The organism is Thiogranum longum, from assembly GCF_004339085.1.
GTDB classification, from domain to species: domain Bacteria; phylum Pseudomonadota; class Gammaproteobacteria; order DSM-19610; family DSM-19610; genus Thiogranum; species Thiogranum longum.
Map to the genome: position 1 here is coordinate 1,937,193 of NZ_SMFX01000001.1, position 24,606 is coordinate 1,961,798.

Here is a 24,606-nt window from a genome sequence, read left to right on the forward strand (position 1 = left end):
GCGCATGCCGGGATCCAGGGGTTTCAGCACGTTGGATCCCGGCAGGTGCCGGGATGACAAATTATTCACAGGTTTCCTAACCATTGGGCACAAACCCGACCGTCCACCACAACAGCAGCAGCAGGCCGATAATCATGCTGAAGGCATAGTGGTACAGGTAACCGGACTGGACATGACGCACGATGCCGGCAAACCAGCCCACCACTTTTGCACTGCCGTTGACCAGCAGGCCATCGATTATCAGCACATCACCCAGTTTCCACAGGGTCCAGCCGGTACCGCGTGCGCCACCGGCGAATACAATTTCATTGAATCGGTCGAAGCCGTACTTGTTTTCCAGTACACGGTAAACAGGAAGCAGCGCGTTTTTCGCCTTGTCAGCAAGACCCGGATTTTTGATATACACGAACCAGGCGGTAAACAGACCACCCATCGCCAACCAGAATGCCGGGCCCTGCATGCCATGCAGGATGAAACCGGCGGCGCCATGGAACTCTTCCGACAGATGACCTATGACATCGTGCGCATGGCTCACGAAAATAGCATCACCGAAGTAGTCCCCGAACACGACCGGGTCGATCCAGTAACCGGCCACCACAGAGGGGATCGCCAGCATGACCAGCGGCATCGTTATCACGGCCGGCGTTTCGTGCAGGTGCTGACGCGTGTGGTCGTCAAACCGCTCGTTGGTATGAAACACCAGGAAGAACATGCGGAAGCTGTACAACGCCGTTACAAACACGCCCATCAGCACAGCGACATAGGCGAATCCGGAGCCGGCAATCTGCGAGGCATGCACCGCCTCGATGATCGTATCCTTGGAGAAGAACCCGGCCAGCCCGGGGAAACCGATCAACGCCAGTGAACCAACCAGTGAAGTCCAGTAGGTGATGGGCATGTATTTTTTCAGGCCACCCATCTTGCGGATGTCCTGTTCGTGGTGCATGGCGATAATCACCGAACCGGCTGCCAGGAACAACAAGGCCTTGAAGAAGGCGTGCGTCATCAGGTGGAAGATACCCGCCGAGTAGGCCGACACACCCAGCGCGACCGTCATGTAACCCAGCTGCGAGAGGGTCGAATAGGCAATGACCCGCTTGATATCGTTCTGCACCAGCCCGAGAAAGCCCATGAACAGCGCGGTGATCGAACCGATCACCAGCACAAAACTCAGTGCCGTCTCGGATAATTCAAACAGCGGTGACATGCGCGCCACCATAAAGATACCGGCCGTAACCATCGTTGCTGCGTGGATCAGGGCAGAAATCGGTGTCGGGCCTTCCATGGAATCCGGCAACCACACGTGCAACGGAACCTGCGCAGACTTGCCCATCGCACCGATGAATAACAGGATGCCGATCACCGTCATGGCCGACCAGGGCACGCCATCGAATATTTCGATCTGCGCATCCGCCATAGACGGTGCCGCGGCAAAGACTTCGGCGTAGTCCAGTGTATTGAAGTACATGGCGATGGCGGCGATACCGAGCAGGAAACCAAAGTCACCGACACGGTTGACCAGGAATGCCTTGAGGTTGGCATATATCGCCGAGGGCCGCTTGTACCAGAAGCCGATCAATAAATAGGACACCAGCCCCACGGCTTCCCAACCGAAGAACAGCTGCAGGAAGTTGTTGGACATGACCAGCATCAGCATGGAGAAGGTAAATAGTGCGATATAGCTGAAGAAACGCTGATAGCCCGGATCGTCGTGCATGTAACCGACGGTGTAGATGTGCACCATCAGTGACACAAACGTCACCACCATCATCATCAGTACGGTCAGCCGGTCGACCAGGAAGCCGACTTCCATGCGCATGCCTTCCGACACCATCCAGGTATAGACGGTGCCATTGAACGGCTCGCCCCCATTGATGACCATGTATTTGAACACAAACACCGACAGGACAAATGACGTACCCACACCGAGGATGGTGGCCCAATGCGCCCCGCTACGGCCGATAAACTTGCCGAACAGGCCGGCCAGCAGTGAACCGATCAGCGGCGCAAGAACAATGGCGAGATAAACAGTCTCCACGGCGCTACCCTTTCAGCCTGTCGAGATCATCGACATTGATGGTATGACGGTTACGGAACAGCACGACCAGAATCGCCAGCCCGATCGCAGCCTCTGCAGCAGCGACGGTCAGAATAAAGAACACGAAGACCTGCCCGGCCGTGTCGCCGAGGAAATGAGAAAAGGCGATAAAATTGGTATTCACCGCCAGCAGCATCAGCTCGATACACATCAGCAGCAGAATGACGTTTTTGCGGTTGATGAAAATGCCGGCCACGCTCAGGCCGAATAACACCGCACCCAGAATAAGAAAGTCGGAAAGCACCATAATGTATGTCTATGAACAGAACCTTTTTCAGTCCCTGTCCTCTGCCTCCATTTTGATGATACGTACCCGGTCCTGACGGCGTGTCTTCACCTGCTCGGCCGGGTCCTGGCGTTTCGACGCCTTGCGCTTGCGAAGTGTCAGGGCAATGGCCGCGATAATCGCCACCACCAGGATGACCGAGGCAATCTCGAACGGGTACACATAGTCGGTGTAGAGGACATTGCCGATTTCGCGGGTATTGCTGTAACCCGCCACGTGCGCAGGCGGCTCCGGCATGTGTACAGCATCAAATGCCTTGTTCTTTATCACCAGCCACAGTTCCAGGATCATCAGGCCGGCCACTGTCAGACCCACCGGCAGATTGTGAACAAACCCTTCGCGCATCTCGGCAACATTTATGTCCAGCATCATTACCACGAACAGGAACAGCACCATGACGGCACCTACATAGACCAGCACCAGGGTGATCGCGAGAAATTCCGCTTCAAGCAGCAGCCACAGTCCGGCGCAGGTAAAGAATGCCAGCACCAGGTGCAGCGCCGCATGTACCGGGTTGCGCACGGTAATCACGCGCGTGGCGGCAAACACCAGGATGGCGGAAAGCACATAGAAAACGATGCGTTCAAAATCCATCAGCGGTACACCGCGTCGGCAGCGCGGTCCTCGGCGATCTGCTGTTCATATTTGTCACCCATGGCCAGCAGCTTGTCCTTGTCTATAATATTTTCACCCCGGTTTTCGAAGTGGTACTCATAAACCCGTGTTTCGACAATCGAGTCGACCGGGCAGGACTCTTCACAAAAGCCGCAGAAAATACATTTGAACAGATCGATGTCATAACGTGTGGTGCGGCGCGTGCCGTCATTCTCACGCGGACCCGCCTCGATAGTGATCGCCAGCGCAGGACAGACGGCCTCGCACAGCTTGCAGGCAATGCAACGTTCCTCACCGTTCGGGTAACGGCGCAGTGCGTGCAGGCCACGGAAGCGATACGACTGCGGGGTCTTTTCTTCCGGGTACTGCACGGTGATCTTTTTCGCGAACAGGTATTTTCCGGTCAACTGCATACCCTTGAGCAACTCCCAGAGCAGCAGGCTTTTCACGTAGTGTTTCAAGGCTAACATCGCATCATCCTCAATCGAACCAGGGGCCAAGGTCGGCAACGACCGCGGCACCTTCTATCGCCAGCCAGAATATTGTGATCGGGATAAACACCTTCCAGCCCAGTCGCATGATCTGGTCATAGCGGTAACGCGGGAATGTGGCACGGAACCAGAGGAAGAAGAACAGGAAGAACGCCGTTTTCGCGATCAGCCAGATCAGGCCCGGCACCCACTGGAACATCGGTTCCAGTACCGGGATACCCTCGAAGGGTGACAGCCAGCCACCCATGAACATCAACGCCGCCAGCGTGGCGATGAGGATCATGTTGGCGTATTCCGCCAGGAAGAATACCGCGAATGCCATGCCCGAATACTCGACATGGAAACCGGCGACGATTTCCGACTCACCTTCCGCCACGTCAAACGGTGCGCGGTTGGTCTCGGCTACACCGGACACGAAATAAATGACAAACAACGGCAGCAGCGGCAACCAGAACCAGTGCAGCAGGCTGCCCTTCTGCGCCATAACGATTTCACCGAGATTAATGCTGCCGGCGGCAAGTAACACGCCGACCAGCGCAAAGCCCATGGCGATTTCATAGGACACGATCTGCGCCGCGCTGCGCATGGTACTCAGGAAGGCGTACTTGGAGTTGGATGCCCAGCCGGCAATGATAACACCGTATACGCCAACCGAGGTCAGCGCCAGGATATACAACAGGCTGGCATCCACATTGGCCAGCACCATTTCTTCACCGAACGGCACCACCGCCCAGGCTGCCAGCGCAGGGGCAATCACCAGCGTGGGTGCAATGACAAACAGGTAGTTGTTGGATTTCGCGGGAATGATGATTTCTTTCATCATCAGTTTCAGCGCGTCGGCAATCGGCTGCAGCCAGCCGCGTGGTCCAACCCGGTTGGGCCCGATACGCAGTTGCATGTAACCAATGATCTTGCGTTCGGCGTAGGTCAGATACGCGACACACAACATCAGCGGAATAACAATGATCAGGATCTTGATGAGGATCCAGCCGCCGGTGATGATCCAGTCGATGAGTGTGCTTTCTTCCATCGCCCCGCCCTATCCCTTCTTTACCTGGAGTGTGCCGGATGGCGCGCCCAGTGCCAGCGTTGCTTCAATTGCCTGCGGTGCGACAGCTGCGCCCTTTGCGACACGCTTGTCGATGACAACTTCGAGGGTGACGCTATTACCGTCCTCGGATACCGTGGCGCGATCGCCTTCGGCCAGCGACAGTGCCGCCGCATCATCCGGGTTGAGGCGCAACAGCGCGACCTGTCCATCCGGCGTCAGTTGCAGGGATTCGGCACGACGCACAATGTTATCCACCGCGTACATGGGCAGTGTTGCAATGCGCTCCAGTCCGCCACCTGCCGAGGGTGGTGTTGCCGCATCACCAAAGGCACTGTTGTCGAGTTCTACTTCACCGACCTGCTGGCTCAGTGCGTCACGTACCTGCTCGGAGGAAACCTGGTCGAAACCGTCGAGGTCCAGCAGGTTGCCGAGCACACGCAATACCTTCCAGCCGGGGCGGCTGTCGCCCGGTGCACGCGAAGCCGCAACAAAACTCTGCCAGCGGCCTTCGACGTTGACAAAGGTGCCGGAGGTTTCCGCATAGACATTCACGGGCAGCAGGACATCGGCGTAATCGCGCATGCTATCGGTAACGTAGGGCGTAAGCGCCACCACGAACCCGGCCTGCTGCATGGCAGCCAATGCCTGTGCGCCGTTGGCGCAATCATATTCCGGCTCAATATTCAGCAGCAGGTAATTCTTTCGCGGCTGCGCAATCATTTGCCCGGCGTCCATGCCGCTGCTTTCGCGTGCGGCACCGCCGACGCTTCGATGCGGCAACACACCGGCCAGACAGGCACCGGCACTGTTGGCGCCATCGGAGACAAAGCCGATCTTCGCACCACTCAGTTCGCCAATCAAAACCGCAATGGCGCGCAGGGTTGAGAAGGCCGGGTGCATGGCTGCATCGAGACCCAGCAACACCGTTGCGTTGTCAGCATCCGCCAGCGTGGCGGCCATCGCCTGTTCGGTGTCATTGGGCAAGGTCTGTTCAATGATTGTCTGCAAAGCTTCCGGGGCACGCGCCTTCCTGCTTTGCAGCAGGGCGGCCGCTACACCGGACAAGGACTGCACCAGGTGCGATGGCGTCACAATAGACCGGTGCGCCAGTTTATAGGTGACCGGGTAATCGACCGGGTTGATCATCATCACGCTGGCACCGGCTTTGGCGGCCTTGCGAATACGGTGACCGATAATGGGTTGATCCTTGCGCAGGTTCCCACCCACCACCAGGATGGCATTGGCCTGTTCCAGTTCCTCGATGGTCTGGCCCAGGAACGGGAAAACCGGCTGCTGTGCCTGCCCGGTGAAATCGGTCTGACGCAGGCGGTGATCGATACTGGATACACCCAGGCCTTCCGCCAGTTGATTGAACAGGGCCAGTTCTTCCAGTGTGGCGCCCGGTGACGCCAGCATGCCGAGCTGGTCGGCGCCCTGCTCTTTTACACGTTCTGTAATGGCCTGCGCCGCGATGTGCAACGCTTCTTCCCACTCGACTTCCTGCCAGCCGTCTGCCCGCTTGACCATCGGTGAACCCAGACGGTCTTCGCTATTGATGCCCTGGTAGGCAAAGCGGTCACGATCGGTGGCCCAGACCTCATTAATCGCCTCGTTTTCACGCGGCACAACACGCATCAGTTTTCCACGACGCGTATGCAGGTAAATGTTCGAGCCGACACAATCGTGCGCGGCGATCGAAGGCGTTTGCTCCAGCTCCCAGGCCCGCGCACTGAAACGGAATGGACGCGATGTCAGAGCACCCACCGGGCAGACGTCGATAATGTTGCCGGACAGCTCCGACTCGATATTGTGCTGGATGCAGGTGCCGATCTCGACATTCTCGCCACGACCCAGGCCGCCCAGCTCCTTGAACCCGGCAACGTGCTCCAGGAAACGCACACAACGGGTGCAATGAATGCAGCGCGTCATGTCGGAGGCAATCAACGGGCCGAAATTTTTCTCCGGCACTACACGTTTCTTTTCGGTGAAGCGCGAAATGCCCCGGCCGTATTCCAGCGCAACATCCTGCAATTCACACTCGCCCCCCTGGTCACAGATCGGGCAATCGAGCGGGTGGTTAATAAGCAGGAACTCCATCACCGCGCGCTGGGCCTTGCGCGCATAGTCAGACTGCGTCCACACCTTCATACCATCGGCAACCGGTGTAGCGCAGGCCGGCAAGGGTTTGGGCGCCATGCGGCCACCCATTTCCACCTGCACCATGCACATGCGGCAGTTGGCGGCGACGGGCAATTTCTTGTGGTAGCAGAAGCGCGGCACACTGATGTCGTTCTCGTCAGTGACCTCGATAATCATTGCGCCCTTGCGCGCCTTGTACTCGACATCATCAACAATGACGCTGAGCATGTCGTCGGCCACGGCTTCGGGCTTGGCGCTCATGCGGCCGCTCCCTTTGTACCGCCGGCACGATGACTACTGGTGCCGGGCATGCAGTTCTTGTGCTGCACGTGGTATTCGAATTCATGACGGAAGTGCTTGAGGAAACTCTGCACCGGCCAGGCAGCAGCGTCGCCAAAGGCGCAAATGGTATGACCCTCGATCTGCCCTGCTGCACTTTCCAGCAGGTCGATATCTTCCATGCTGCCCTGGCCTTCCTCGATACGCTTGATGACACGGTACATCCAGCCACAACCTTCGCGGCATGGCGTGCACTGGCCACAGGATTCTGCGTAGTAGAAGCGTGAAATACGCATCAACGCTTTCACCATGCAGGTGCTGTCGTCCATCACGATCATGCCGGCAGAGCCGAGTGCCGAACCGGCCTTGGACAGCGAATCGTAATCAAGTTTTGCGCCCATAATAAGGTCGGCAGGCATCACTGGCATGGAGCAACCACCGGGGATGACGGCCTTGAGCTTGTGGCCATCACGTACACCACCGGCCAGTTCAAGCAGCTCAGTAAACGGTGCGCCAAGCGGAATCTCGTAATTACCCGGCTTGTTGACATGACCGGACACACACCAGATCTTTTCACCGCCATTGTTCGGCTCGCCGAGGTTGAGGAACCACTCGCCGCCGTTACGCATGATCGCCGGCACAGAGGCCAGACTTTCAGTGTTATTAATGGTTGTTGGCTTGCCATAGAGACCGAAGTTGGCCGGGAACGGCGGCTTGTAACGCGGCTGGCCTTTCTTGCCTTCCAGCGAATTCAGCAACGCGGTTTCCTCGCCACAGATGTAGGCGCCGGCGCCAAGGTGTGAATAAAGATCGAAGTCAATTCCGGAGCCCATCAGGTCTTCGCCGAGGTAACCGGATTCGTAAGCTTCTTTCAGCGCCTGCTCGAATCGCTCATACGGCTCGTGGTGGAATTCGCCGCGCATGTAGTTATAGCCGATTGTAGCGCCCATCGAATAGCCGGCAATGGCCATACCTTCGATCAGGGCGTGCGGGTTGAAACGGATAATATCGCGGTCCTTGCAGGTACCCGGTTCGGACTCGTCCGAATTGCACACAATGTATTTCTGCACCGGTGCATTGCGTGGCATAAAACTCCATTTCAGCCCGGTCGGGAAACCGGCGCCACCGCGTCCGCGCAGGGCAGAACTCTTGACGATTTCGACCACGTCTTCCGGTGGCGTTTTTTCCTGCAGAATTTTTTTCCACGCCTGGTAACCGCCGACCTTGAGATAATTCTCAAGCGTCCAGGGTTCGTCGAATTGCAGCGTGGTGAAACAGACCTGGTTCGTCATACCCTACTCCAGTCCGTCCAGAATCTGATCGACTTTTTCAATCGTCAGATTCTCGTAATAGTGTCCGTTGACGGTCATCATCGGCGCACCGACACAGGCAGCCAGACACTCTTCCTCATTCTTGAGGAATATGCGGCCGTCAGGGGTGCTTTCGCCCAGCTTGATACCCAGTTTGTTTTCAACGTGCGCAACCAGGTCATCCGCACCGCACAGCATGCAAGAGATATTGTTACAGAATGCAACCGTGTTGCGGCCGACCGGTTTCGTTTCGATCATTGAGTAGAAACTGGCGACTTCGTAAACCGACACCGGCGGCATCTCCAGGTACTCCGCAACGGCATCCATCTGCGCCACGCTCACCCAGAGGTTCTCGTGTTGCACCGCGTGCAGTGCAGCGAGCACGGCCGACTGCTTCTGGTCGGGCGGGTACTTGGTCAACCAGCGGTCAATTTCAGCCTTGACCGTGTCCGGCAGGGTGTAAGGTGTGTTGTTGTCCTGTACGGCACTCATAACCATTTCCAGAAATCAAAGCAAACCAATGTGCAGGGGCGGGTATTCATCAACGATCCACCTCGCCAAATACGATGTCCTGGGTACCGATAATCGCTACCACGTCGGCCAGCATGTGCCCCTGCGACATTTCATCGAGCGACGACAGGTGTGCAAAGCCCGGCGCGCGTATCTTTACGCGGTAAGGCTTGTTGGCCCCGTCGGAAATCATGTAGATACCAAACTCGCCTTTCGGGTGCTCCACCGCCGCATAGGCTTCACCGGCGGGCAGGCAATAGCCCTCGGTAAACAGTTTAAAGTGGTGTATCAAGGCTTCCATGTCCTGCTTCATCTCTTCACGCGGGGGCGGTGCCACCTTGTGATCACCGATCATTACCGGGCCGGAATTTTTACGCAGCCAGTCGATGCACTGTTTGATAATACGGTTGGACTGCCGCATTTCCTCGATGCGCACCAGGTAACGGTCATAGCAGTCACCGTTCACACCCACCGGGATGTCGAAGTCCATGCGGTCATAGACTTCATAGGGCTGTTTCTTGCGCAGGTCCCAGGCGATGCCGGAACCGCGGATCATGGGGCCGGTCATACCCAGTTGCAGGGCGCGCTCCGGCGTGACAATACCGATATCGACGGTACGCTGTTTCCAGATACGGTTATCGGTGAGCAGGGTTTCGTATTCGTCCACGCAGGCCGGGAAACGTTCGGTAAAGTCCTCGATAAAATCGAGCATGGAACCCTGTCGATTGCGATTCAGGCGATCGACCTCGTCCTTGCCGTGCCATTTTGATTCCCGGTACTGCGGCATGCGATCAGGCAAATCGCGGTAGACGCCACCCGGACGGTAATAGGTGGCATGCAGGCGCGCGCCCGAAACGGCCTCGTAGCAATCCATCAGGTCTTCACGTTCGCGGAAGGTATACAGGAACACTGTCATGGCACCAATATCAAGCCCGTGCGCACCCAGCCACAACAGGTGATTAAGAATGCGGGTTATTTCATCGAACATAACGCGGATATACTGCGCACGTTCCGGCACCTCGATACCCAGCAGTTTTTCGATGGACATGACGTAGGCGTGCTCGTTGCACATCATCGATACGTAATCGAGCCGATCCATGTAACCGATGCTCTGGTTGTAGGGCTTGCTCTCGGCCAGCTTCTCGGTGGCACGGTGCAGCAGACCGATATGCGGGTCGGCACGCTGTACAGTTTCACCATCGAGTTCCAGCACCAGGCGCAACACACCATGCGCAGCGGGATGCTGCGGTCCGAAGTTGAGGGTGTAATTCCTGATTTCAGGCATCGTCTTCGCCTTCACTATCACTGTCACCCGCCTCATCCAGCGTGACCGGTTCCAGTTCATCACCACGAATAACCTTGGGCACCAGCACGCGCGGTTCGATACTGACCGGCTGGTACACAACACGCCGCTTCTCGGGATCGTAGCGCACTTCGACGTTGCCGCTTAACGGGAAATCCTTGCGGAATGGATGACCGATAAAACCGTAGTCAGTAAGGATACGACGCAGGTCGGGATGTCCTTCAAACAGAATTCCGAACAGGTCGAACGCCTCGCGCTCGAACCAGTCGGCACCGTTCCAGATTTCCACCACAGACGGAATCACCGGTAACTGGAGGTCCGGGGCATACACCCGGATGCGCAAGCGGTGGTTATGCGTGACAGACAGCAGGTGGTATACCGCAGCAAAGCGCCGATCTTGTTGCGGCGTCTCCACTGAAAGATCTTCCTCCAACCCCGGTAACCGCCCTGCTGTTTTCGGGTCCACACCCCGGCTGAAGCCGGTTGTTGTGGTTTCCTCCGTCGCCCATTCGTCCACGCCGTGGTTCAGGTAATCGACGCCACAGACGTCGATCAACTGCTCAAACCCGAACTCCCGTTCGTCGCGCAATGCACGACAGGTGTCGAGCAGATCATCCGGCGCTATTTCAATCGTGACTTCATCCAGCAACAGCACGGCTTCGTGCAACGTATCGCCAAAGCGTTCCTGTAACTGTTTAAGAAGTTCCTTTGCCTGCATGTCCTGTCTCTTCAGCGCGCGATGGTGTTGGTGCGGCGAATCTTGTTCTGTAATTGTATAATGCCGTATAGCAGCGCTTCAGCCGTAGGGGGACAGCCGGGCACGTAAATATCGACCGGCACAATACGGTCGCAACCACGCACGACCGAGTAGGAATAGTGGTAGTAGCCGCCGCCGTTGGCGCATGAACCCATGGAAATCACCCAGCGCGGTTCCGACATCTGGTCGTAGACCTTGCGCAATGCCGGAGCCATCTTGTTACACAGGGTGCCGGCCACGATCATCACATCGGACTGGCGCGGGCTGGGACGGAAGACGACGCCGAAACGGTCCAGGTCATAGCGCGAGGCACCGGCCTGCATCATTTCCACTGCACAGCAGGCGAGACCGAAGGTCATTGGCCACAGCGAACCGGTACGCGCCCAGTTGATCAGCTTGTCGGCGGAGGTGGTGACGAAGCCTTCTTCGAGAATGCCTTCTATTCCCATTATCCGATCCACCTCTCAGCCAACTTGCAGCCAGGGTAGCCGCATCGGGCGTCACTCACGGGACCCCAGGGCCCCCTCTCTTCCGCCTCCGGCGGAATTCTCCTTGCCGTGCGCATCCCCGCTTCCGCGGGGCCCCTGCTTACTGCTCGCGACGCTACTCCCATTCCAGCGCCCCTTTTTTCCACTCGTAGATGAAGCCGATTACGAGGATGCCGAGGAAAATCATCATGGCGATGTAGCCGAACCAGCCGATGTCGTCGAGCACCACGGCCCAGGGAAACAGAAAGGCGATTTCCAGATCGAAGATAATAAACAGGATGGCAACGAGGTAGTAGCGCACGTCGAAGGGCATGCGGGTGTCCTCGAAGGCCTCGAAGCCACATTCATAGGGCGAGGTCTTCTCGACGTCGGGCTTACGGGTGCCCAGCATGAAACCCATCAGGGTCATGACCAGCCCCGTTCCTATGCCGATGGCAATAAAAATCAGGACCGGTAGGTAATTCTCCAGCATGCAATCCTCATCCAACGCTTCCGGCTTTCGCCGGGTTATCTTCTTATGTCACGTTTCCGTGAAGCGTCACGCAGTCTAGGCCAGTGCGTTTGCGGGTGTCAAGCAAAGCAGATGAAAGCTTTTTATGCCAAATCAAGCAGTTAATCTGAGTTTGTGGGCCCATAAAAAAAGCCCATGAAGCGGGCAAAAAAAAGCGGACCATTCGATCCACTTTTTACTGATGGTGCCGACGGCCGGAGTCGAACCGGCACAGCTTTCGCCACTACCCCCTCAAGATAGCGTGTCTACCAATTCCACCACGTCGGCTGATAAGGCTTACTGTTTCGGTGTGTCGGTTGCCGGCACGGAGGGCTCGACCGGTACTTCCGGCATGTCGTCGGCTGGCGGAAGGTCCATGGCCGCATCAGCGGGTGCCGGGATATCGGTATCAGGCAGATCCGACGGGACAGCAGGTTTCTCAACCTCTACGCGCTCGGTCACACTGGTGTCGGCATTCTGCACGTCCCTCACCAGAGGTGAGGACAGCAATACACTGTTAATAAAAAACAGCGCTGCAAGCACCGCTGTGGCGCGGGTGAAAAATGACCCGCCTCCACCGGCTCCGAACACGGCGCCGGATGAACCTGCACCAAACGCAGCACCCATATCAGCGCCCTTACCCTGCTGCAACAGTACCAGCACAATAATGGCCAGCCCCAGCAGTACCTGTAGAATTAACAATGTTGTAAACATTCAACACACCCGAAGCGCAAGGCTCCATAGTTAAGCGGATATCCGAATAATACGTCATTCCGGCATTCGCCGGCATGACGGTTTGATTCGAAATTTCCTGGAAAAGTCAGTTTCCGGCTTTGCAGATAGCCAGGAAATCACCGGCATCCAGCGACGCCCCGCCGATAAGCCCACCGTCAATATCGGCCATGGCGAACAACTCCTCGGCATTACTACCCTTGACACTGCCGCCGTACAATATCTGCACCTTGTCTGCGACACCCGGGTTCAGACCGGCCAGCTTGCCGCGGATAAACGCATGTACATCCTGCGCCTGTTGCGGCGAAGCCGTTTTGCCGGTGCCAATTGCCCACACCGGTTCGTAGGCAATCACTGCATCACCAATGGCGTCGATACCTTCCAGCTCGATAACCGCATCCAGTTGGCGGGCAACCACATCTTCGGTTATACCCTGCTCGCGTTCTTCGAGCGTTTCACCGACACATAAAATCGGGATCAGGCCGAACTTGCGTGCTGCCGCAAATTTACGCGCTGTAAACGCATCGTCTTCACCGTACAGGGCACGCCGCTCGGAGTGGCCGACAATGGCGTAGGTACAGTTAAAATCCTTCAACATCGGACCAGAGACTTCACCGGTGAAAGCACCGTACTCCTGGTCACTGATATCCTGACTGCCGACGTCCACCTTGCTGTCAGCCAGCAGGTTGGAAACCAGCGGGATGTAAACAAAGGGCGGACAGACTGCAATCTGCGTATTTCCGGTATCCCCGGCGCCGGCAGTAATGCCCGCAACCAGTTGTTTGATGCTTTCCAGCGAACCGTTTAGTTTCCAGTTCCCGGCGACCAGTGTCTGACGCATGCGACTCTCCTGCAAGCCCTTGAAAATAGCCGCGTAGCGTAGCGGTATGGCCTGCAAAAATCAATCGGAATCGGCAATCCCGCCAACCGGCGTATGACCCTGGCCCGGGGAAACCCGTATCAGTTTCGTCATGCCGGATGAGACATTAATCCGGGGTTGCCTGACCCATAACGCAAGGATTTTCAATGGGGATCACCAGACTATCGCCATCGCGACGAATCAACGCCAGCGGCTGTTTGCGCACCAGCAAGCCGCTCTGCCCCCGGTACACGGTGTATTCATAGTCAGGCTCGATGGGCTGGTAGACAGAACTGCCGAATACCGTATCCAGCGGCGACAGCCCGGCCAGCCAGCCAGTCTCCGCTATTGCAGACTCGAGTAGCGAGGGTTCTGACAGTGCCCAGGCAATATGGGGGCTCTCGTTTTCCTGCGCAACATCCCGGTAGCGACCGCTCAAACGGTCGAGCCGGTAACGTGCATCCAGGCCAAGCAGGTTTGCCCAGGGCTTCCATTTGAGAAACTGTGCGTCGATCCGCCATTCGTCGCCATACAGCATGAAAGTCCGGGTATCACAGAAATCCCCGCTACGTACTTCAACGCGGAACTGTTGTGGCGCGACAGGCTGGAAAGTAAGCCGGGCAACCTGTGCCTCATCGGTCAGTCTTGAATAGGTCTGCAGATTCAGCCAGGTCAATACAGCGATGACACCCGATGCCACCAGCAGTAACAGAAGTACCCGACCCGTCAAACGCATAAAAACTCAGCCTGCCTCGCTGGACGTATCGACCGCACGCCCGACCACCTCGGCCAGCATTTGCGCCTGTGACAACACCAGCGCTCCATCCTCACCCTCCACCATGACCCGGATTAACGGCTCGGTGCCGGAAGGACGCAACAGCACTCGCCCCCGACCATCGAGACAGGCTTCGGCTTCGCGAACGGCATCCTGGATCAGCGTGCTGCTGTCGATATCGATGCGCCGCGCCAGCGGTACGTTGATCATATGCTGCGGGTATTTGTTCATGCCCTGCTTGAGTTCGTGCAGGGACTTGCCACGCTGTGCCACAGTCGCAAGCACTTGCAGGGCAGATACCATACCGTCGCCGGTCGAAGTACGATCGAGGCAGATGATATGACCCGACGACTCACCACCGAGTACGCCACCGTGCGACTCCAGCAACTCCATCACATAGCGGTCACCCACGTTGGCGCGCATAAAGGCAATACCCTGGTCACGGAAAGCATGCTCCAGGCCTAGGTTGGTCATCAGCGTGCCAACCACCGGACCTGCCAACTGGTCGGCATCCTGGCGGGAAGTCGCGATAATATAGAGCAATTCATCGCCATCGACGATTTCACCCTTGTGATCGACCATGATCAGGCGGTCACCGTCACCATCGAGCGCAATACCCAGGTCGGCCTGTTGTCGCAGCACTTCTTCACTTAACGTCTGCGGATAGGTGGAACCACAACCGTCATTGATATTCAGGCCGTTCGGCGACACGCCGATGGCGATCACCTCGGCACCCAGCTCATCAAGCACGCTCGGTGCAATGTGATAGGTCGCGCCATTGGCGCAATCGACAACGACTTTCATACCGGCCAGTGAACTGCGCGGTGGAATAGTACTCTTGCAGAATTCGATATAGCGCCCGTAGGCATCCTCGACACGCTCCGCCTTGCCAAGCCGTTCCGATGGCACAGTAACCATGGGCTTGTCGATTTCTTCCTCTATGGCCGCTTCGACCTCGTCCGGCAGCTTTGTGCCATCTGCGGAAAAAAACTTGATGCCGTTGTCGTAGTGTGGATTATGGGACGCGCTGATAACGACACCGGCGCAGGCATGCAGCGTCCGCGTCAGGTAAGCGATACCCGGCGTGGGCATGGGGCCGAGCAGGCGGATATCAAGACCGGCCGCAGACAGACCTGCTTCCAGCGCGGACTCGAACATGTAACCGGAAATCCGCGTGTCCTTGCCGATGACGACCCGCTTCGACGCACCGCAACCCAGCACACGACCCATCGCCCAGCCGAGCTTGAGCATGAACTCGGCGTTGATCGGGTGCTCCCCGACACGTCCGCGGATACCGTCAGTACCAAAATACTTTCTTCCCATAACCCAACTACCTCTTGCCCGTTTCCTGTAACGCAATACACATCTGCAACGCCTGCCGGGTCTCGGCAACATCGTGTGCCCGTACCAGCCTTGCCCCCCTTTCAACCGCCAGCACCGCCAGCGCCAGGCTGGCGGGCAGGCGTTCTTCGACATCCACGCCCAGCAGTTTCCCGATCATCGATTTTCTCGACAGGCCGACGAGTACAGGATACCCCCTGTCGACCAGCTCTTTGAGCCCGGCCAGTAACGCAAGATTCTGTTCAACGGTTTTACCGAAGCCAAAGCCCGGGTCCAGCAGGATGCGCTCCCCGGGAATACCGACGTTTTTGCAAACCCCGGCGCGCTGCAGGAGAAAATCACGTACTTCGTCGACCACATTGTCATATTCCGGGGCAGATTGCATGGTGCGTGGGTCACCCTGCATGTGCATCAGACACACTGGCACGTCACAGTCGGCAGCCGCTTCAACTGCGCCCGGTGCACGCAAGGCATTGACATCGTTGATCAAGCCCGCACCGGCCGCGACAGCGGCGCACATCACTTCGGGCTTTTGCGTATCAATAGATATCGGCACACCGAGCCGCGGCTGGAGCCGTTCGATCACCGGGATCACCCGCTCAAGCTCGTCCTGCAAGGAGACTTCCTGTGCACCGGGACGCGTGGATTCGCCACCGATATCGATAATCGCCGCACCGGCCGCCTCCATGTCGAATGCATGCTGCAGGGCTTTTTCAGGCGAAAAAAAATCACCCCCGTCGGAAAATGAATCGGGGGTGACATTGAGTACGCCCATCACCTGCGGGCGTGTCAGATCCAGAAACCTGCCGTTGCAATCCAGCCGCATATCAGCGTTTGCTCAAAGCACAGCAGGGGTACCGTAATAACCCGGGCGGCTAGTGCTGCCCGGCCGGGCCACCGATCGGGTCACTACCTTCGCTGGTGCCCTTGCTCTCTTCTTCAGCCGGGGCTGCTTTGCCGCTGCCACGGGACTGATCATCGTCCCAGTCCTGCGGGGGTCGCGGTGGTTTGCCCGACATGATGTCATTGATCTGATCCGAATCAATGGTTTCATACTTGATCAACGCTTCCGCCATACTGTGCAACTTGTCGAGGTTTTCTTTCAACAGGTGTTCGGCGCGCTGGTAGTTGCGATCAATAATGGAACGGATTTCGGCATCGATGGTATGTGCGGTTTCATCCGACACATTCTTGTGCTGGGTCACCGAATGCCCCAGGAAGACTTCACCTTCTTCCTCGCTGTAGGTCAGCGGACCCAGTCTTTCCGACAGGCCCCACTTGGTTACCATGTTTCGCGCCAGTTCGGTCGCACGCTGAATATCGTTTGAGGCTCCGGTCGTCACCATCTCGGGGCCAAAGATCAGCTCTTCGGCAATACGCCCGCCGAACAGGCTGGAGATCTGGCTTTCCAGTCGCTGCTTGCTGAAACTGTAACGGTCTTCCTCGGGCAGGAACATGGTGACACCCAGCGCCCGACCACGCGGAATGATACTGACCTTGTAGACCGGATCATGCGAGGGCACCAGGCGACCGACAATAGCATGCCCGGCCTCGTGATAGGCCGTGAGTTTCTTCTCGTCCTCGCTCATCACCATGGACTTGCGCTCGGCGCCCATCATGATCTTGTCTTTCGCCTTTTCAAGATCATCCATGTCCACCAGGCGCTTGTTGGCACGCGCAGCAAACAACGCGGCTTCATTCACCAGGTTGGCAAGATCAGCACCGGAAAACCCGGGAGTACCACGCGCGATAATGGACGGCTTGACGTCATCCGCCGCCGGCACCTTGCGCAGGTGAACCTTCAGAATCTGCTCGCGACCGCGCACATCCGGCAATGGCACCACCACCTGTCGATCAAAACGACCGGGGCGCAGTAACGCAGGATCAAGCACGTCGGGACGGTTGGTTGCCGCAATGACGATAACGCCTTCGTTGCCTTCAAAACCATCCATCTCCACCAGCAACTGATTAAGGGTTTGTTCACGTTCGTCGTGACCGCCGCCAAGGCCGGCACCACGGTGGCGACCGACGGCATCGATCTCATCGATAAAGATAATGCACGGCGCATGTTTCTTGGCCTGCTCGAACATGTCACGCACACGGGAGGCGCCGACACCGACGAACATTTCCACGAAGTCAGAACCGGAAATGGTGAAAAACGGCACCTTCGCCTCACCGGCAATGGCACGCGCCAGCAGGGTTTTACCGGTACCCGGTGAGCCCACCATCAACACGCCACGCGGAATCTTGCCGCCCAGCTTCTGGAACTTGCCGGGGTCGCGCAGGAACTCGACCAGCTCGGCGACTTCTTCCTTGGCTTCCTCGACGCCGGCAACATCATTGAAAGTGACCTTGATCTGGTCTTCGCCGAGCATGCGCGCCCGACTCTTGCCGAACGACATGGCACCACGGCCACCGCCGCCGCCCTGCATCTGGCGCATGAAGAATATCCACACACCGATCAGTAACAGCATCGGGAACCAGGAAATGAACACCTGCATCAACAGCGAGTCCTGTTCCGGCGGTTGCGCCTTGACTTCGACACCGTTGGATAACAGGTCATTGATCATTTCAGGATCGTTGGGCGTATAGGTCGAGAACTTCTCGCCACTGGTGCGCAGACCCTTGACGACACGACCATCGATCACAACACTCTGTACACGACCGGCTTTAACATCGGCAATGAATTCGGAATAAGGAACACTCTGTGCACGGGGTGCCGGAGGTCCGAAGTTGTTGAATACTGACATCAGGACGACCGCAATGATCACCCAGAGCAGGATATTTTTCGCCATGTCGTTCAAATCGTGTACCTCATTAACTAGTAAAATTGCTGACGGCGATTGTCGGGCAGGAAAAGACTGAAAGGCATTGTCCTGTAAGGCGTTTCGGCCCGGAAGGTTATTTCCTGAAACGATACTATACTTTCTTACCCCGGGCCAGCGCATAAACCTCACGACTGCGTGGTCGAGAGGCCTTCGGTTTACGGATCAGCACCTTGTTGTAGTGCTTGCGAAGGTTACGCACCAGCGCGTCAAAACCTTCGCCCTGGAACACCTTGACCAGCATATCGCCCCCGGGTTTCAGCACCTGGTCGGCAAAATCCACTGCCAATTCCACAAGATACATCGATCGCGGGATGTCCACGGCTTCCGCCCCACTCATATTGGGGGCGATGTCCGACAATACAAGGTCAATCTCCCTGCCATCGAGCATTTTCATCAGCGATTCAAGCACAGTATCTTCGCGGAAATCACCCTGCAGAAAGTCCACACCGGGCAAGGGATCCATGGGCAGGATGTCCATGGCCATGATTTTTCCCTTACGGCCGACGAGCGGCAACGCATACTGGCTCCAGCCCCCAGGGGCGGCGCCCAGGTCCACAACCGTCATCCCCGGTTTAAGGACCCGGTCACGCTGCTGGATTTCGTCGAGCTTGTAAACGGCACGCGAACGGTACCCCTCGCGCTGGGCCCGCTTCACATACTCATCATTAAAATGCTCTCTCAACCAGCGGTTGCTGCTCTTGGTCCTGGACATAATCCCTGATTCGCCTGCGGGGTTCGGGTATACTTTCGCGCCGGATTCGGAGTATTAATGAATGTCACTGTCGGAACAACAGAAAAAGCATCTGCGCGGGCTTGGCCACAAACTCAAGCCGGTTATCATGGTCGGCAACAACGGGCTAACCAAGTCATTGCTGGATGAGTTCGAGCGCTCAATCGCGCACCACGAACTGATCAAGGTCAAGCTGTCTGTCGGCGACCATGAAACGCGTGACAAGGCAATCGCCGACATGTGCGAGCACAGCCATGCACAACTGATCCAGCGCGTAGGCAACATGGCCCTGCTGTTCCGCAAGAGAAAGAAAAAATCCGCCTTCGAATCGCTGTAGGTTCCGCCGTTACTGCTTCACCCAGCCCGAGAAATCGCAATCTACCGGGAAGACACCAGCCGCATCGCAGGCAAATGATCCTGCGAACTGCTTGTCGGCGCTTAGCATCACAGTAATAACACCTGAATCACCCGCGCTATTGTTAAACGTGCCCTGCCAGCGGCCAAAGGCAGAACTGAAGGCGCCCGACAAATCCACATTTGTACTGACCCCGTTTCCATTGGCGGTGCACAGCAGGTTAAGGCATGACGCTGTCGAGGCAAACTCCTGCGAAGTGGTGAAGTCCGTTACAACGCTATTCCCGCTCCAGTTACCGTCCGTATCATTAATAAAGAATGTCGGCAAACCAGGCGCATCTTTCTGTACAACACCGAAGTTAAAACCATCATCGACGAAGCCAGCATGCTGTACCGCTGCGTCAATAAAGAACGCCACAACCGTTCCATCACTGAGGGTCAGGGTAAACAAGGTATCAGACTCCCGGACGATGCTACCGGTAAGTCCCTGGTCGACTGCATCGACAAGAATCTGGCTGATGGCCCCACCGGCTATCGTAATCTGGTAACTACGCAATACGTCTGCCGTGTCGTTCATGCTGCCAAACCAGGCCCCGTCGAGCGACTGAATCGGCACATTGACTGAAAATCCCGTGCTTCCACCAGATCCGCCACCGCAGCCGGCAAGCGAGAAAACCAGGGCTACCACACTGGCAAAGCGCATTATTATTCTGAATAGTGAACGATCAAGATACATCCCCCCTCCTCACTGGACAGACTCCAGTAGCAAAGAACTCATGTTTACCGTCATTGGCTTCTTCACCAGGCATCATACTTTTTATTCGCCTGTCTGTCCTTCAGGGGATGGCCTGGTCAGTTTTCCTGGCGCGCCACGACCAGCACCAACCCGAGTATGCTGGTAAAAAGGTAGGCGATCGAAGCGATGCCGTGCATTGTGGCGAATGCCTCGCTACCTGCGAGCCCCTCAACACGCATGTCCGCGACGGCGGGCGCCAGTACAAACTGACCGATCGCGGTAAGCGCCAGCATAATCAGCAACACCACAGCACGCAGGTTCAGGCGTTTTTGTGGATGTTGAATCTGGTTAAAAAGCAACAGCAGGCTGCCGCAGGCCAGGCCCACCCAGGCGATGATGTTGAACATGACGCCAGCCAGGGTACCGGCCAGCGCTCGATCTTCAAGGGTGGCAAACAGGGCCGGTGCGACCATGTAGCCGATGGCCCACAGACCGCCGACCCACAGTGTCAGCAGGATGCGTTCGCCAGCGTGTAATCGGGCTGAAGGCATGGTTAGTCAAGGAACCTCTGAATTAATGCGTCATTGCGAGGAACGAAGTGACGCGGCAATCTCTAACAGACTGATTCCACCGTATGAGATTGCCACGCTTCGCTCGCAATGACGTGAATTCTGAATTAATCGGAGGCTCCTTGATTATTCATACCGGACTTCGACAATCTCGAAGGTTTTCTCGCCGCCTGGCGTTACCACCGTGACCACATCATCCTGGAACTTTCCGATCAGTGCGCGTGCAATCGGCGAGCTGAAGGAAATCCGTCCTTCCTTGATGTTCGCTTCGTCTTCACCGACGATCTGGTAGGTCACCTCATCGCCGGTGTCTTCATCGACGATAACCACGGTGGCACCAAACACGACTTTGCCACCGGCGTCCAGCTCCGTCACATCAATAATGGTGGCGTTGGAGAGCTTGCCATCGATTTCCTTGATGCGACCCTCGGCAAAACTCTGTTGTTCCCGCGCAGCGTGATACTCGGCATTTTCTTTCAGGTCACCGTGTGCACGGGCCTCGGCAATCGCCGCTATGATACGCGGACGGTCTACCATCTTGAGCCGCTGTAACTCTTCACGCAGCTTTTCCGCCCCTTTTTTTGTCAATGGAACCTTGTCGCTCATGCCACGTACTCCTGGTGCAGATCCTGCAACCGGTCAACTATCGGTGAGTCAATACAGGTCAGCGCGAGACTGGTCGCATAGGCGTGTGCGATAGTGGTGCTGTAGGGCACCTTGTGTTGCAACGCCGCACCCCGGATCGTGTATGAATCCGCGATGGCCTGTTTGCCTTCTGTGGTGTTTACAATCAGATCGATCTGTTCGTTCTTTATCATATCGACAATATGCGGGCGGCCTTCCATGACCTTGTTCACCACCTCACAGGGTGTACCTGCTGCACTGATTGCACTGGCCGTTCCCCGCGTAGCCACCACGGTAAAGCCCTGCTTGACCAGTTCAGCGGCCACCTGCACAGCATCCTCCTTGTCGGCCTCACGGACACTGATAAAGACCTTGCCACCGGCGCGGGGAAGCACCTCACCGGCAGCGACCTGCGCCTTGGCAAAGGCTTCGCCGAAACTGCGGCCAATCCCCATGACTTCGCCGGTGGATTTCATCTCGGGACCCAACAGGGGATCAACACCCGGGAATTTCACGAACGGGAACACGGCTTCCTTGACCGAGAAGTACGAAGGTACACGTTCTTCCGTCATACCCTGCTCGACCAGCGATCGACCGGCCATGCAACGCGCGGCAATCTTGGCCAGTGGAAGTCCGGTTGCCTTGGAAACAAACGGCACGGTCCGCGAGGCACGTGGATTCACTTCCAGTACGTAGACCTTTTCACCCTGGATGGCAAACTGGGCATTCATCAAACCGACTACATTCAGCGCCTTTGCCATGATCCGCATCTGCTCGCGCATGACGTCCTGGACTTCTTTGCTGAGACTGTAGGCCGGCAGGGAGCAGGCAGAATCACCGGAGTGCACGCCGGCCTGTTCGATGTGCTGCATGATGCCGCCAATCAGGACATTCTCACCATCGCAAATGGCGTCGACATCGACTTCGATTGCGTCATTCAGGAAACGGTCCAGCAACACGGGGGATTCATTGGACACGCTGACGGCAACGGCCATGTAGTTACTCAGGTCATCTTCGTTATACACGATCTCCATGGCGCGGCCGCCCAGTACATAGGACGGTCGAACCACCAGTGGATAACCGATCTCGCCGGCCAACGCCAGCGCCGCATCCACACTGCGCGCAGTACGATTGGGCGGTTGTAACAAGGCATTTTCCACAATCAGTTGCTGGAAGCGCTCGCGGTCTTCCGCCAGGTCGATACTGTCCGGCGTGGTACCGATAATAGGTGCCCCGGCTTCTTCCAGTGCACGTGCCAGCTTCAGTGGTGTTTGTCCGCCATACTGGACGATCAGACCTTTCGGCTGTTCCTTGTGAACAATCTCCAGCACATCTTCCAGGGTCAGCGGCTCGAAGTAGAGACGATCTGAAGTATCGTAATCGGTAGAAACGGTTTCCGGGTTACAGTTGACCATGATGGTTTCATAACCATCTTCACGCATCGCCAGTGCGGCGTGCACGCAACAATAGTCAAACTCGATACCCTGGCCGATGCGGTTCGGACCACCCCCCAGCACCATGATTTTTTCACGGCGTGTCGGCTCGGCCTCGCACGCTTCCTCGTAGGTTGAATACAGGTAGGCCGTACTGGTCGAAAACTCGGCGGCACAGGTATCCACGCGCTTGTAAACCGGGCGTACATCGAACTCATGGCGTAACTTGCGGAATGCCGACTCGTCGATACCCAGCAGGGTTGCCAGGCGGCGGTCGGAAAAACCCTTGCGTTTCAGCTTGCGGACACGTTCACGGTTCAGTGCAGCAACACCCTGTTCGCGCACTTCGTCCTCGATCTGCAACAACTCTTCGACCTGCACCAGGAACCACGGGTCGATTTTCGTCAGGTCGTGGATTTCCTCCAGCGACAGTCCGGCGCGGAACCCGTCACCGAGATACAGGATGCGCTCAGCACCCGCATCGCGCAGTTCACGACGGATGGTATCCAGCGCATTGTCCTGGGCCAGATCGATGTGCTCGTCAAAACCGTAGATCCCGGTTTCCAGGCCGCGCAATGCCTTCTGCATGGACTCCTGGAAAGTGCGGCCAATGGCCATCACTTCGCCAACCGATTTCATCTGTGTCGTCAGGCGGTTTTCCGCCCGTGGAAATTTCTCGAAGGTGAAGCGCGGGATCTTGGTGACAACATAATCGATCGACGGCTCGAATGAAGCCGGTGTGGCGCCGCCGGTGATTTCGTTCTGCAATTCATCCAGCGTATATCCAACCGCCAGCTTCGCCGCCACCTTGGCGATCGGGAACCCGGTCGCCTTGGAGGCCAGGGCCGAGGACCGTGACACACGCGGGTTCATTTCGATAATGATCATGCGGCCGTTTTCAGGATCGATGGCGAACTGCACGTTGGACCCGCCGGTATCCACGCCGATCTCACGCAACACCGCCAGCGAGGCGTCGCGCATGATCTGGTATTCCTTGTCGGTCAGCGTCTGCGCCGGCGCAACAGTGATGGAATCGCCGGTATGTATGCCCATCGGATCGAAGTTCTCGATGGAGCAGATAATGATGCAATTGTCCTTGTGGTCGCGCACCACCTCCATCTCGTACTCTTTCCAGCCGAGAATGGATTCTTCCACCAGCAGTTCGCTGGTCGGCGACAGTTCCAGGCCACGCTCGCAGATTTCGATGAACTCGTCCCGGTTGTAGGCGATGCCGCCACCGCTACCGCCCATTGTAAAAGAGGGGCGGATCACGGTCGGGTAACCGACCTGCGCCTGCACCTGGAACGCTTCTTCCAGGCTGTGCGCCACGGCCGCGCGCGGCATGTCGAGACCGATCCTGATCATCGCTTCACGGAACTGGTCGCGGTCTTCGGCCTTGTCGATGGCCTCGCGCCTGGCGCCAATCATTTCCACACCGAATTTTTCCAGCACGCCCTCGCGCGCCAGGTCCAGTGCACAGTTCAGCGCCGTCTGGCCACCCATGGTCGGCAGCAACGCATCGGGCTTTTCCTTTTCGATGATACGCGCTACCGTTTCCCAGGTAATCGGTTCGATGTAGGTTGCATCCGCCGTGTTCGGGTCGGTCATGATGGTCGCCGGGTTGGAGTTGACCAGGATAACCCGGTAGCCCTCTTCCTTCAGCGCCTTGCAGGCCTGCGCGCCCGAGTAGTCAAATTCACAGGCCTGGCCGATCACGATGGGACCCGCGCCGATGATGAGGATGCTGTTTATGTCAGTTCTTTTTGGCATGCGCCTGTTTGCTCACTTAATAAATTCAGGGTGCCGTC

24 protein-coding genes and 1 tRNA gene are annotated in these 24,606 nt (G+C 57.1%); 1 reads left to right on the top strand and 24 read right to left on the bottom strand.

The features are described from left to right. Positions 1-76 precede the first annotated feature (76 nt). The 20 genes from nuoL to rlmE form a co-directional block, all read right to left on the bottom strand. Positions 77-2,038: an NADH-quinone oxidoreductase subunit L gene (gene nuoL / locus DFR30_RS09535; protein WP_132972654.1), complete on the bottom strand. Its 1,962-nt coding sequence runs from the start codon at positions 2,036-2,038 to the stop codon at positions 77-79. A gap of 4 nt (positions 2,039-2,042) precedes the next feature. After that, a complete protein-coding gene (gene nuoK, locus DFR30_RS09540) occupies positions 2,043-2,345 on the bottom strand; it encodes an NADH-quinone oxidoreductase subunit NuoK (RefSeq protein WP_424565399.1) in 303 nt (100 codons plus the stop codon). Between the two features lie 27 nt (positions 2,346-2,372). Further along, positions 2,373-2,978, bottom strand: a complete 606-nt coding sequence (locus DFR30_RS09545; RefSeq protein ID WP_132972658.1) for an NADH-quinone oxidoreductase subunit J — start codon at positions 2,976-2,978, stop codon at positions 2,373-2,375. Continuing rightward, positions 2,978-3,469, bottom strand: a complete 492-nt coding sequence (gene nuoI / locus DFR30_RS09550) for an NADH-quinone oxidoreductase subunit NuoI (protein WP_132972660.1) — start codon at positions 3,467-3,469, stop codon at positions 2,978-2,980. The genes DFR30_RS09545 and nuoI overlap by 1 nt, the downstream gene beginning before the upstream one ends. 10 nt (positions 3,470-3,479) lie before the next feature. Then, positions 3,480-4,520 carry an NADH-quinone oxidoreductase subunit NuoH gene (nuoH, locus tag DFR30_RS09555; protein ID WP_132972661.1) on the bottom strand — a complete coding sequence of 347 codons (1,041 nt, stop codon included), beginning with the start codon at positions 4,518-4,520 and terminating at the stop codon, positions 3,480-3,482. Positions 4,521-4,529: 9 nt separating this feature from the next. Next, positions 4,530-6,941, bottom strand: a complete 2,412-nt coding sequence (gene nuoG, locus DFR30_RS09560) for an NADH-quinone oxidoreductase subunit NuoG (protein ID WP_243640718.1) — start codon at positions 6,939-6,941, stop codon at positions 4,530-4,532. Continuing rightward, a complete protein-coding gene (gene nuoF / locus DFR30_RS09565; RefSeq protein ID WP_132972663.1) occupies positions 6,938-8,251 on the bottom strand; it encodes an NADH-quinone oxidoreductase subunit NuoF in 1,314 nt (437 codons plus the stop codon). Before nuoF ends, nuoG begins: the two co-directional genes overlap by 4 nt. A gap of 3 nt (positions 8,252-8,254) precedes the next feature. Continuing rightward, complete coding sequence (locus DFR30_RS09570) at positions 8,255-8,761, bottom strand: NADH-quinone oxidoreductase subunit NuoE (protein WP_132972665.1); 507 nt, start codon at positions 8,759-8,761, stop codon at positions 8,255-8,257. Between the two features lie 49 nt (positions 8,762-8,810). Next, positions 8,811-10,064, bottom strand: a complete 1,254-nt coding sequence (locus tag DFR30_RS09575; RefSeq protein ID WP_132972667.1) for an NADH-quinone oxidoreductase subunit D — start codon at positions 10,062-10,064, stop codon at positions 8,811-8,813. Further along, positions 10,057-10,800 carry an NADH-quinone oxidoreductase subunit C gene (locus tag DFR30_RS09580; protein ID WP_132972669.1) on the bottom strand — a complete coding sequence of 248 codons (744 nt, stop codon included), beginning with the start codon at positions 10,798-10,800 and terminating at the stop codon, positions 10,057-10,059. Before DFR30_RS09580 ends, DFR30_RS09575 begins: the two co-directional genes overlap by 8 nt. A gap of 11 nt (positions 10,801-10,811) precedes the next feature. Then, positions 10,812-11,288, bottom strand: a complete 477-nt coding sequence (locus tag DFR30_RS09585; RefSeq protein ID WP_132972671.1) for a NuoB/complex I 20 kDa subunit family protein — start codon at positions 11,286-11,288, stop codon at positions 10,812-10,814. A gap of 154 nt (positions 11,289-11,442) precedes the next feature. Then, the gene (locus tag DFR30_RS09590; protein WP_132974448.1) at positions 11,443-11,799 is read right to left on the bottom strand and encodes an NADH-quinone oxidoreductase subunit A; all 357 of its coding nucleotides are present in this window, start codon (positions 11,797-11,799) and stop codon (positions 11,443-11,445) included. A gap of 221 nt (positions 11,800-12,020) precedes the next feature. After that, positions 12,021-12,105, bottom strand: a tRNA-Leu gene (locus DFR30_RS09595). Between the two features lie 9 nt (positions 12,106-12,114). Continuing rightward, positions 12,115-12,531, bottom strand: coding sequence for a preprotein translocase subunit SecG (gene secG / locus DFR30_RS09600; protein ID WP_132972673.1), 417 nt, complete (start codon positions 12,529-12,531; stop codon positions 12,115-12,117). 106 nt (positions 12,532-12,637) lie between these two features. After that, positions 12,638-13,390, bottom strand: coding sequence for a triose-phosphate isomerase (gene tpiA / locus DFR30_RS09605; RefSeq protein ID WP_132972675.1), 753 nt, complete (start codon positions 13,388-13,390; stop codon positions 12,638-12,640). A gap of 145 nt (positions 13,391-13,535) precedes the next feature. After that, positions 13,536-14,144 (bottom strand): hypothetical protein, encoded by a 609-nt coding sequence (locus tag DFR30_RS09610; protein ID WP_132972677.1) that lies wholly within the window; start codon positions 14,142-14,144, stop codon positions 13,536-13,538. A gap of 6 nt (positions 14,145-14,150) precedes the next feature. Continuing rightward, complete coding sequence (glmM, locus tag DFR30_RS09615; protein ID WP_132972679.1) at positions 14,151-15,506, bottom strand: phosphoglucosamine mutase; 1,356 nt, start codon at positions 15,504-15,506, stop codon at positions 14,151-14,153. A 7-nt stretch (positions 15,507-15,513) separates the two neighbouring features. Continuing rightward, on the bottom strand, positions 15,514-16,350 hold the full coding sequence (gene folP, locus DFR30_RS09620) for a dihydropteroate synthase (RefSeq protein WP_132972681.1): 837 nt from the start codon (positions 16,348-16,350) through the stop codon (positions 15,514-15,516). 49 nt (positions 16,351-16,399) lie between these two features. After that, on the bottom strand, positions 16,400-18,319 hold the full coding sequence (ftsH, locus tag DFR30_RS09625) for an ATP-dependent zinc metalloprotease FtsH (RefSeq protein ID WP_207891869.1): 1,920 nt from the start codon (positions 18,317-18,319) through the stop codon (positions 16,400-16,402). Between the two features lie 124 nt (positions 18,320-18,443). Beyond that, positions 18,444-19,064, bottom strand: a complete 621-nt coding sequence (gene rlmE / locus DFR30_RS09630) for a 23S rRNA (uridine(2552)-2'-O)-methyltransferase RlmE (protein ID WP_132972685.1) — start codon at positions 19,062-19,064, stop codon at positions 18,444-18,446. 61 nt (positions 19,065-19,125) lie between these two features. Here rlmE and DFR30_RS09635 point away from each other — a divergent pair, with 61 nt between their 5' ends. Then, positions 19,126-19,419: a YhbY family RNA-binding protein gene (locus tag DFR30_RS09635; protein ID WP_132972687.1), complete on the top strand. Its 294-nt coding sequence runs from the start codon at positions 19,126-19,128 to the stop codon at positions 19,417-19,419. A gap of 9 nt (positions 19,420-19,428) precedes the next feature. On the opposite strand, the gene DFR30_RS09640 is transcribed toward DFR30_RS09635, so the two are convergent. The 4 genes from DFR30_RS09640 to carB all read right to left on the bottom strand — a co-directional run bounded on the left by DFR30_RS09640 (position 19,429) and on the right by carB (position 24,568). Continuing rightward, entirely contained in the window at positions 19,429-20,139 is a 711-nt protein-coding gene (locus DFR30_RS09640) for a hypothetical protein (RefSeq protein ID WP_132972688.1), read from the bottom strand. A gap of 149 nt (positions 20,140-20,288) precedes the next feature. Further along, entirely contained in the window at positions 20,289-20,723 is a 435-nt protein-coding gene (locus tag DFR30_RS09645) for a DUF4149 domain-containing protein (protein ID WP_132972690.1), read from the bottom strand. A gap of 144 nt (positions 20,724-20,867) precedes the next feature. Continuing rightward, positions 20,868-21,347, bottom strand: coding sequence for a transcription elongation factor GreA (gene greA, locus DFR30_RS09650; protein WP_132972692.1), 480 nt, complete (start codon positions 21,345-21,347; stop codon positions 20,868-20,870). Then, on the bottom strand, positions 21,344-24,568 hold the full coding sequence (gene carB / locus DFR30_RS09655; protein ID WP_132972694.1) for a carbamoyl-phosphate synthase large subunit: 3,225 nt from the start codon (positions 24,566-24,568) through the stop codon (positions 21,344-21,346). Before carB ends, greA begins: the two co-directional genes overlap by 4 nt. Between the last annotated feature and the right edge of the window lie 38 nt (positions 24,569-24,606).

Excerpts from the sequence above, each read along its gene's own strand:
- nuoK (WP_424565399.1), bottom strand. The coding sequence starts at position 2,345 with ATGGTGCTTTCCGACTTTCTTATTCTGGGTGCGGTGTTATTCGGCCTG.
- DFR30_RS09545 (WP_132972658.1), bottom strand. The coding sequence starts at position 2,978 with ATGGATTTTGAACGCATCGTTTTCTATGTGCTTTCCGCCATCCTGGTG.
- nuoI (WP_132972660.1), bottom strand. The coding sequence starts at position 3,469 with ATGTTAGCCTTGAAACACTACGTGAAAAGCCTGCTGCTCTGGGAGTTG.
- nuoH (WP_132972661.1), bottom strand. The coding sequence starts at position 4,520 with ATGGAAGAAAGCACACTCATCGACTGGATCATCACCGGCGGCTGGATC.
- nuoG (WP_243640718.1), bottom strand. The coding sequence starts at position 6,941 with ATGAGCGCCAAGCCCGAAGCCGTGGCCGACGACATGCTCAGCGTCATT.
- nuoF (WP_132972663.1), bottom strand. The coding sequence starts at position 8,251 with ATGACGAACCAGGTCTGTTTCACCACGCTGCAATTCGACGAACCCTGG.
- DFR30_RS09570 (WP_132972665.1), bottom strand. The coding sequence starts at position 8,761 with ATGAGTGCCGTACAGGACAACAACACACCTTACACCCTGCCGGACACG.
- DFR30_RS09575 (WP_132972667.1), bottom strand. The coding sequence starts at position 10,064 with ATGCCTGAAATCAGGAATTACACCCTCAACTTCGGACCGCAGCATCCC.
- DFR30_RS09580 (WP_132972669.1), bottom strand. The coding sequence starts at position 10,800 with ATGCAGGCAAAGGAACTTCTTAAACAGTTACAGGAACGCTTTGGCGAT.
- DFR30_RS09585 (WP_132972671.1), bottom strand. The coding sequence starts at position 11,288 with ATGGGAATAGAAGGCATTCTCGAAGAAGGCTTCGTCACCACCTCCGCC.
- DFR30_RS09590 (WP_132974448.1), bottom strand. The coding sequence starts at position 11,799 with ATGCTGGAGAATTACCTACCGGTCCTGATTTTTATTGCCATCGGCATA.
- secG (WP_132972673.1), bottom strand. The coding sequence starts at position 12,531 with ATGTTTACAACATTGTTAATTCTACAGGTACTGCTGGGGCTGGCCATT.
- tpiA (WP_132972675.1), bottom strand. The coding sequence starts at position 13,390 with ATGCGTCAGACACTGGTCGCCGGGAACTGGAAACTAAACGGTTCGCTG.
- DFR30_RS09610 (WP_132972677.1), bottom strand. The coding sequence starts at position 14,144 with ATGCGTTTGACGGGTCGGGTACTTCTGTTACTGCTGGTGGCATCGGGT.
- glmM (WP_132972679.1), bottom strand. The coding sequence starts at position 15,506 with ATGGGAAGAAAGTATTTTGGTACTGACGGTATCCGCGGACGTGTCGGG.
- folP (WP_132972681.1), bottom strand. The coding sequence starts at position 16,350 with ATGCGGCTGGATTGCAACGGCAGGTTTCTGGATCTGACACGCCCGCAG.
- ftsH (WP_207891869.1), bottom strand. The coding sequence starts at position 18,319 with ATGGCGAAAAATATCCTGCTCTGGGTGATCATTGCGGTCGTCCTGATG.
- rlmE (WP_132972685.1), bottom strand. The coding sequence starts at position 19,064 with ATGTCCAGGACCAAGAGCAGCAACCGCTGGTTGAGAGAGCATTTTAAT.
- DFR30_RS09635 (WP_132972687.1), top strand. The coding sequence starts at position 19,126 with ATGTCACTGTCGGAACAACAGAAAAAGCATCTGCGCGGGCTTGGCCAC.
- DFR30_RS09640 (WP_132972688.1), bottom strand. The coding sequence starts at position 20,139 with ATGCGCTTTGCCAGTGTGGTAGCCCTGGTTTTCTCGCTTGCCGGCTGC.
- DFR30_RS09645 (WP_132972690.1), bottom strand. The coding sequence starts at position 20,723 with ATGCCTTCAGCCCGATTACACGCTGGCGAACGCATCCTGCTGACACTG.
- greA (WP_132972692.1), bottom strand. The coding sequence starts at position 21,347 with ATGAGCGACAAGGTTCCATTGACAAAAAAAGGGGCGGAAAAGCTGCGT.
- carB (WP_132972694.1), bottom strand. The coding sequence starts at position 24,568 with ATGCCAAAAAGAACTGACATAAACAGCATCCTCATCATCGGCGCGGGT.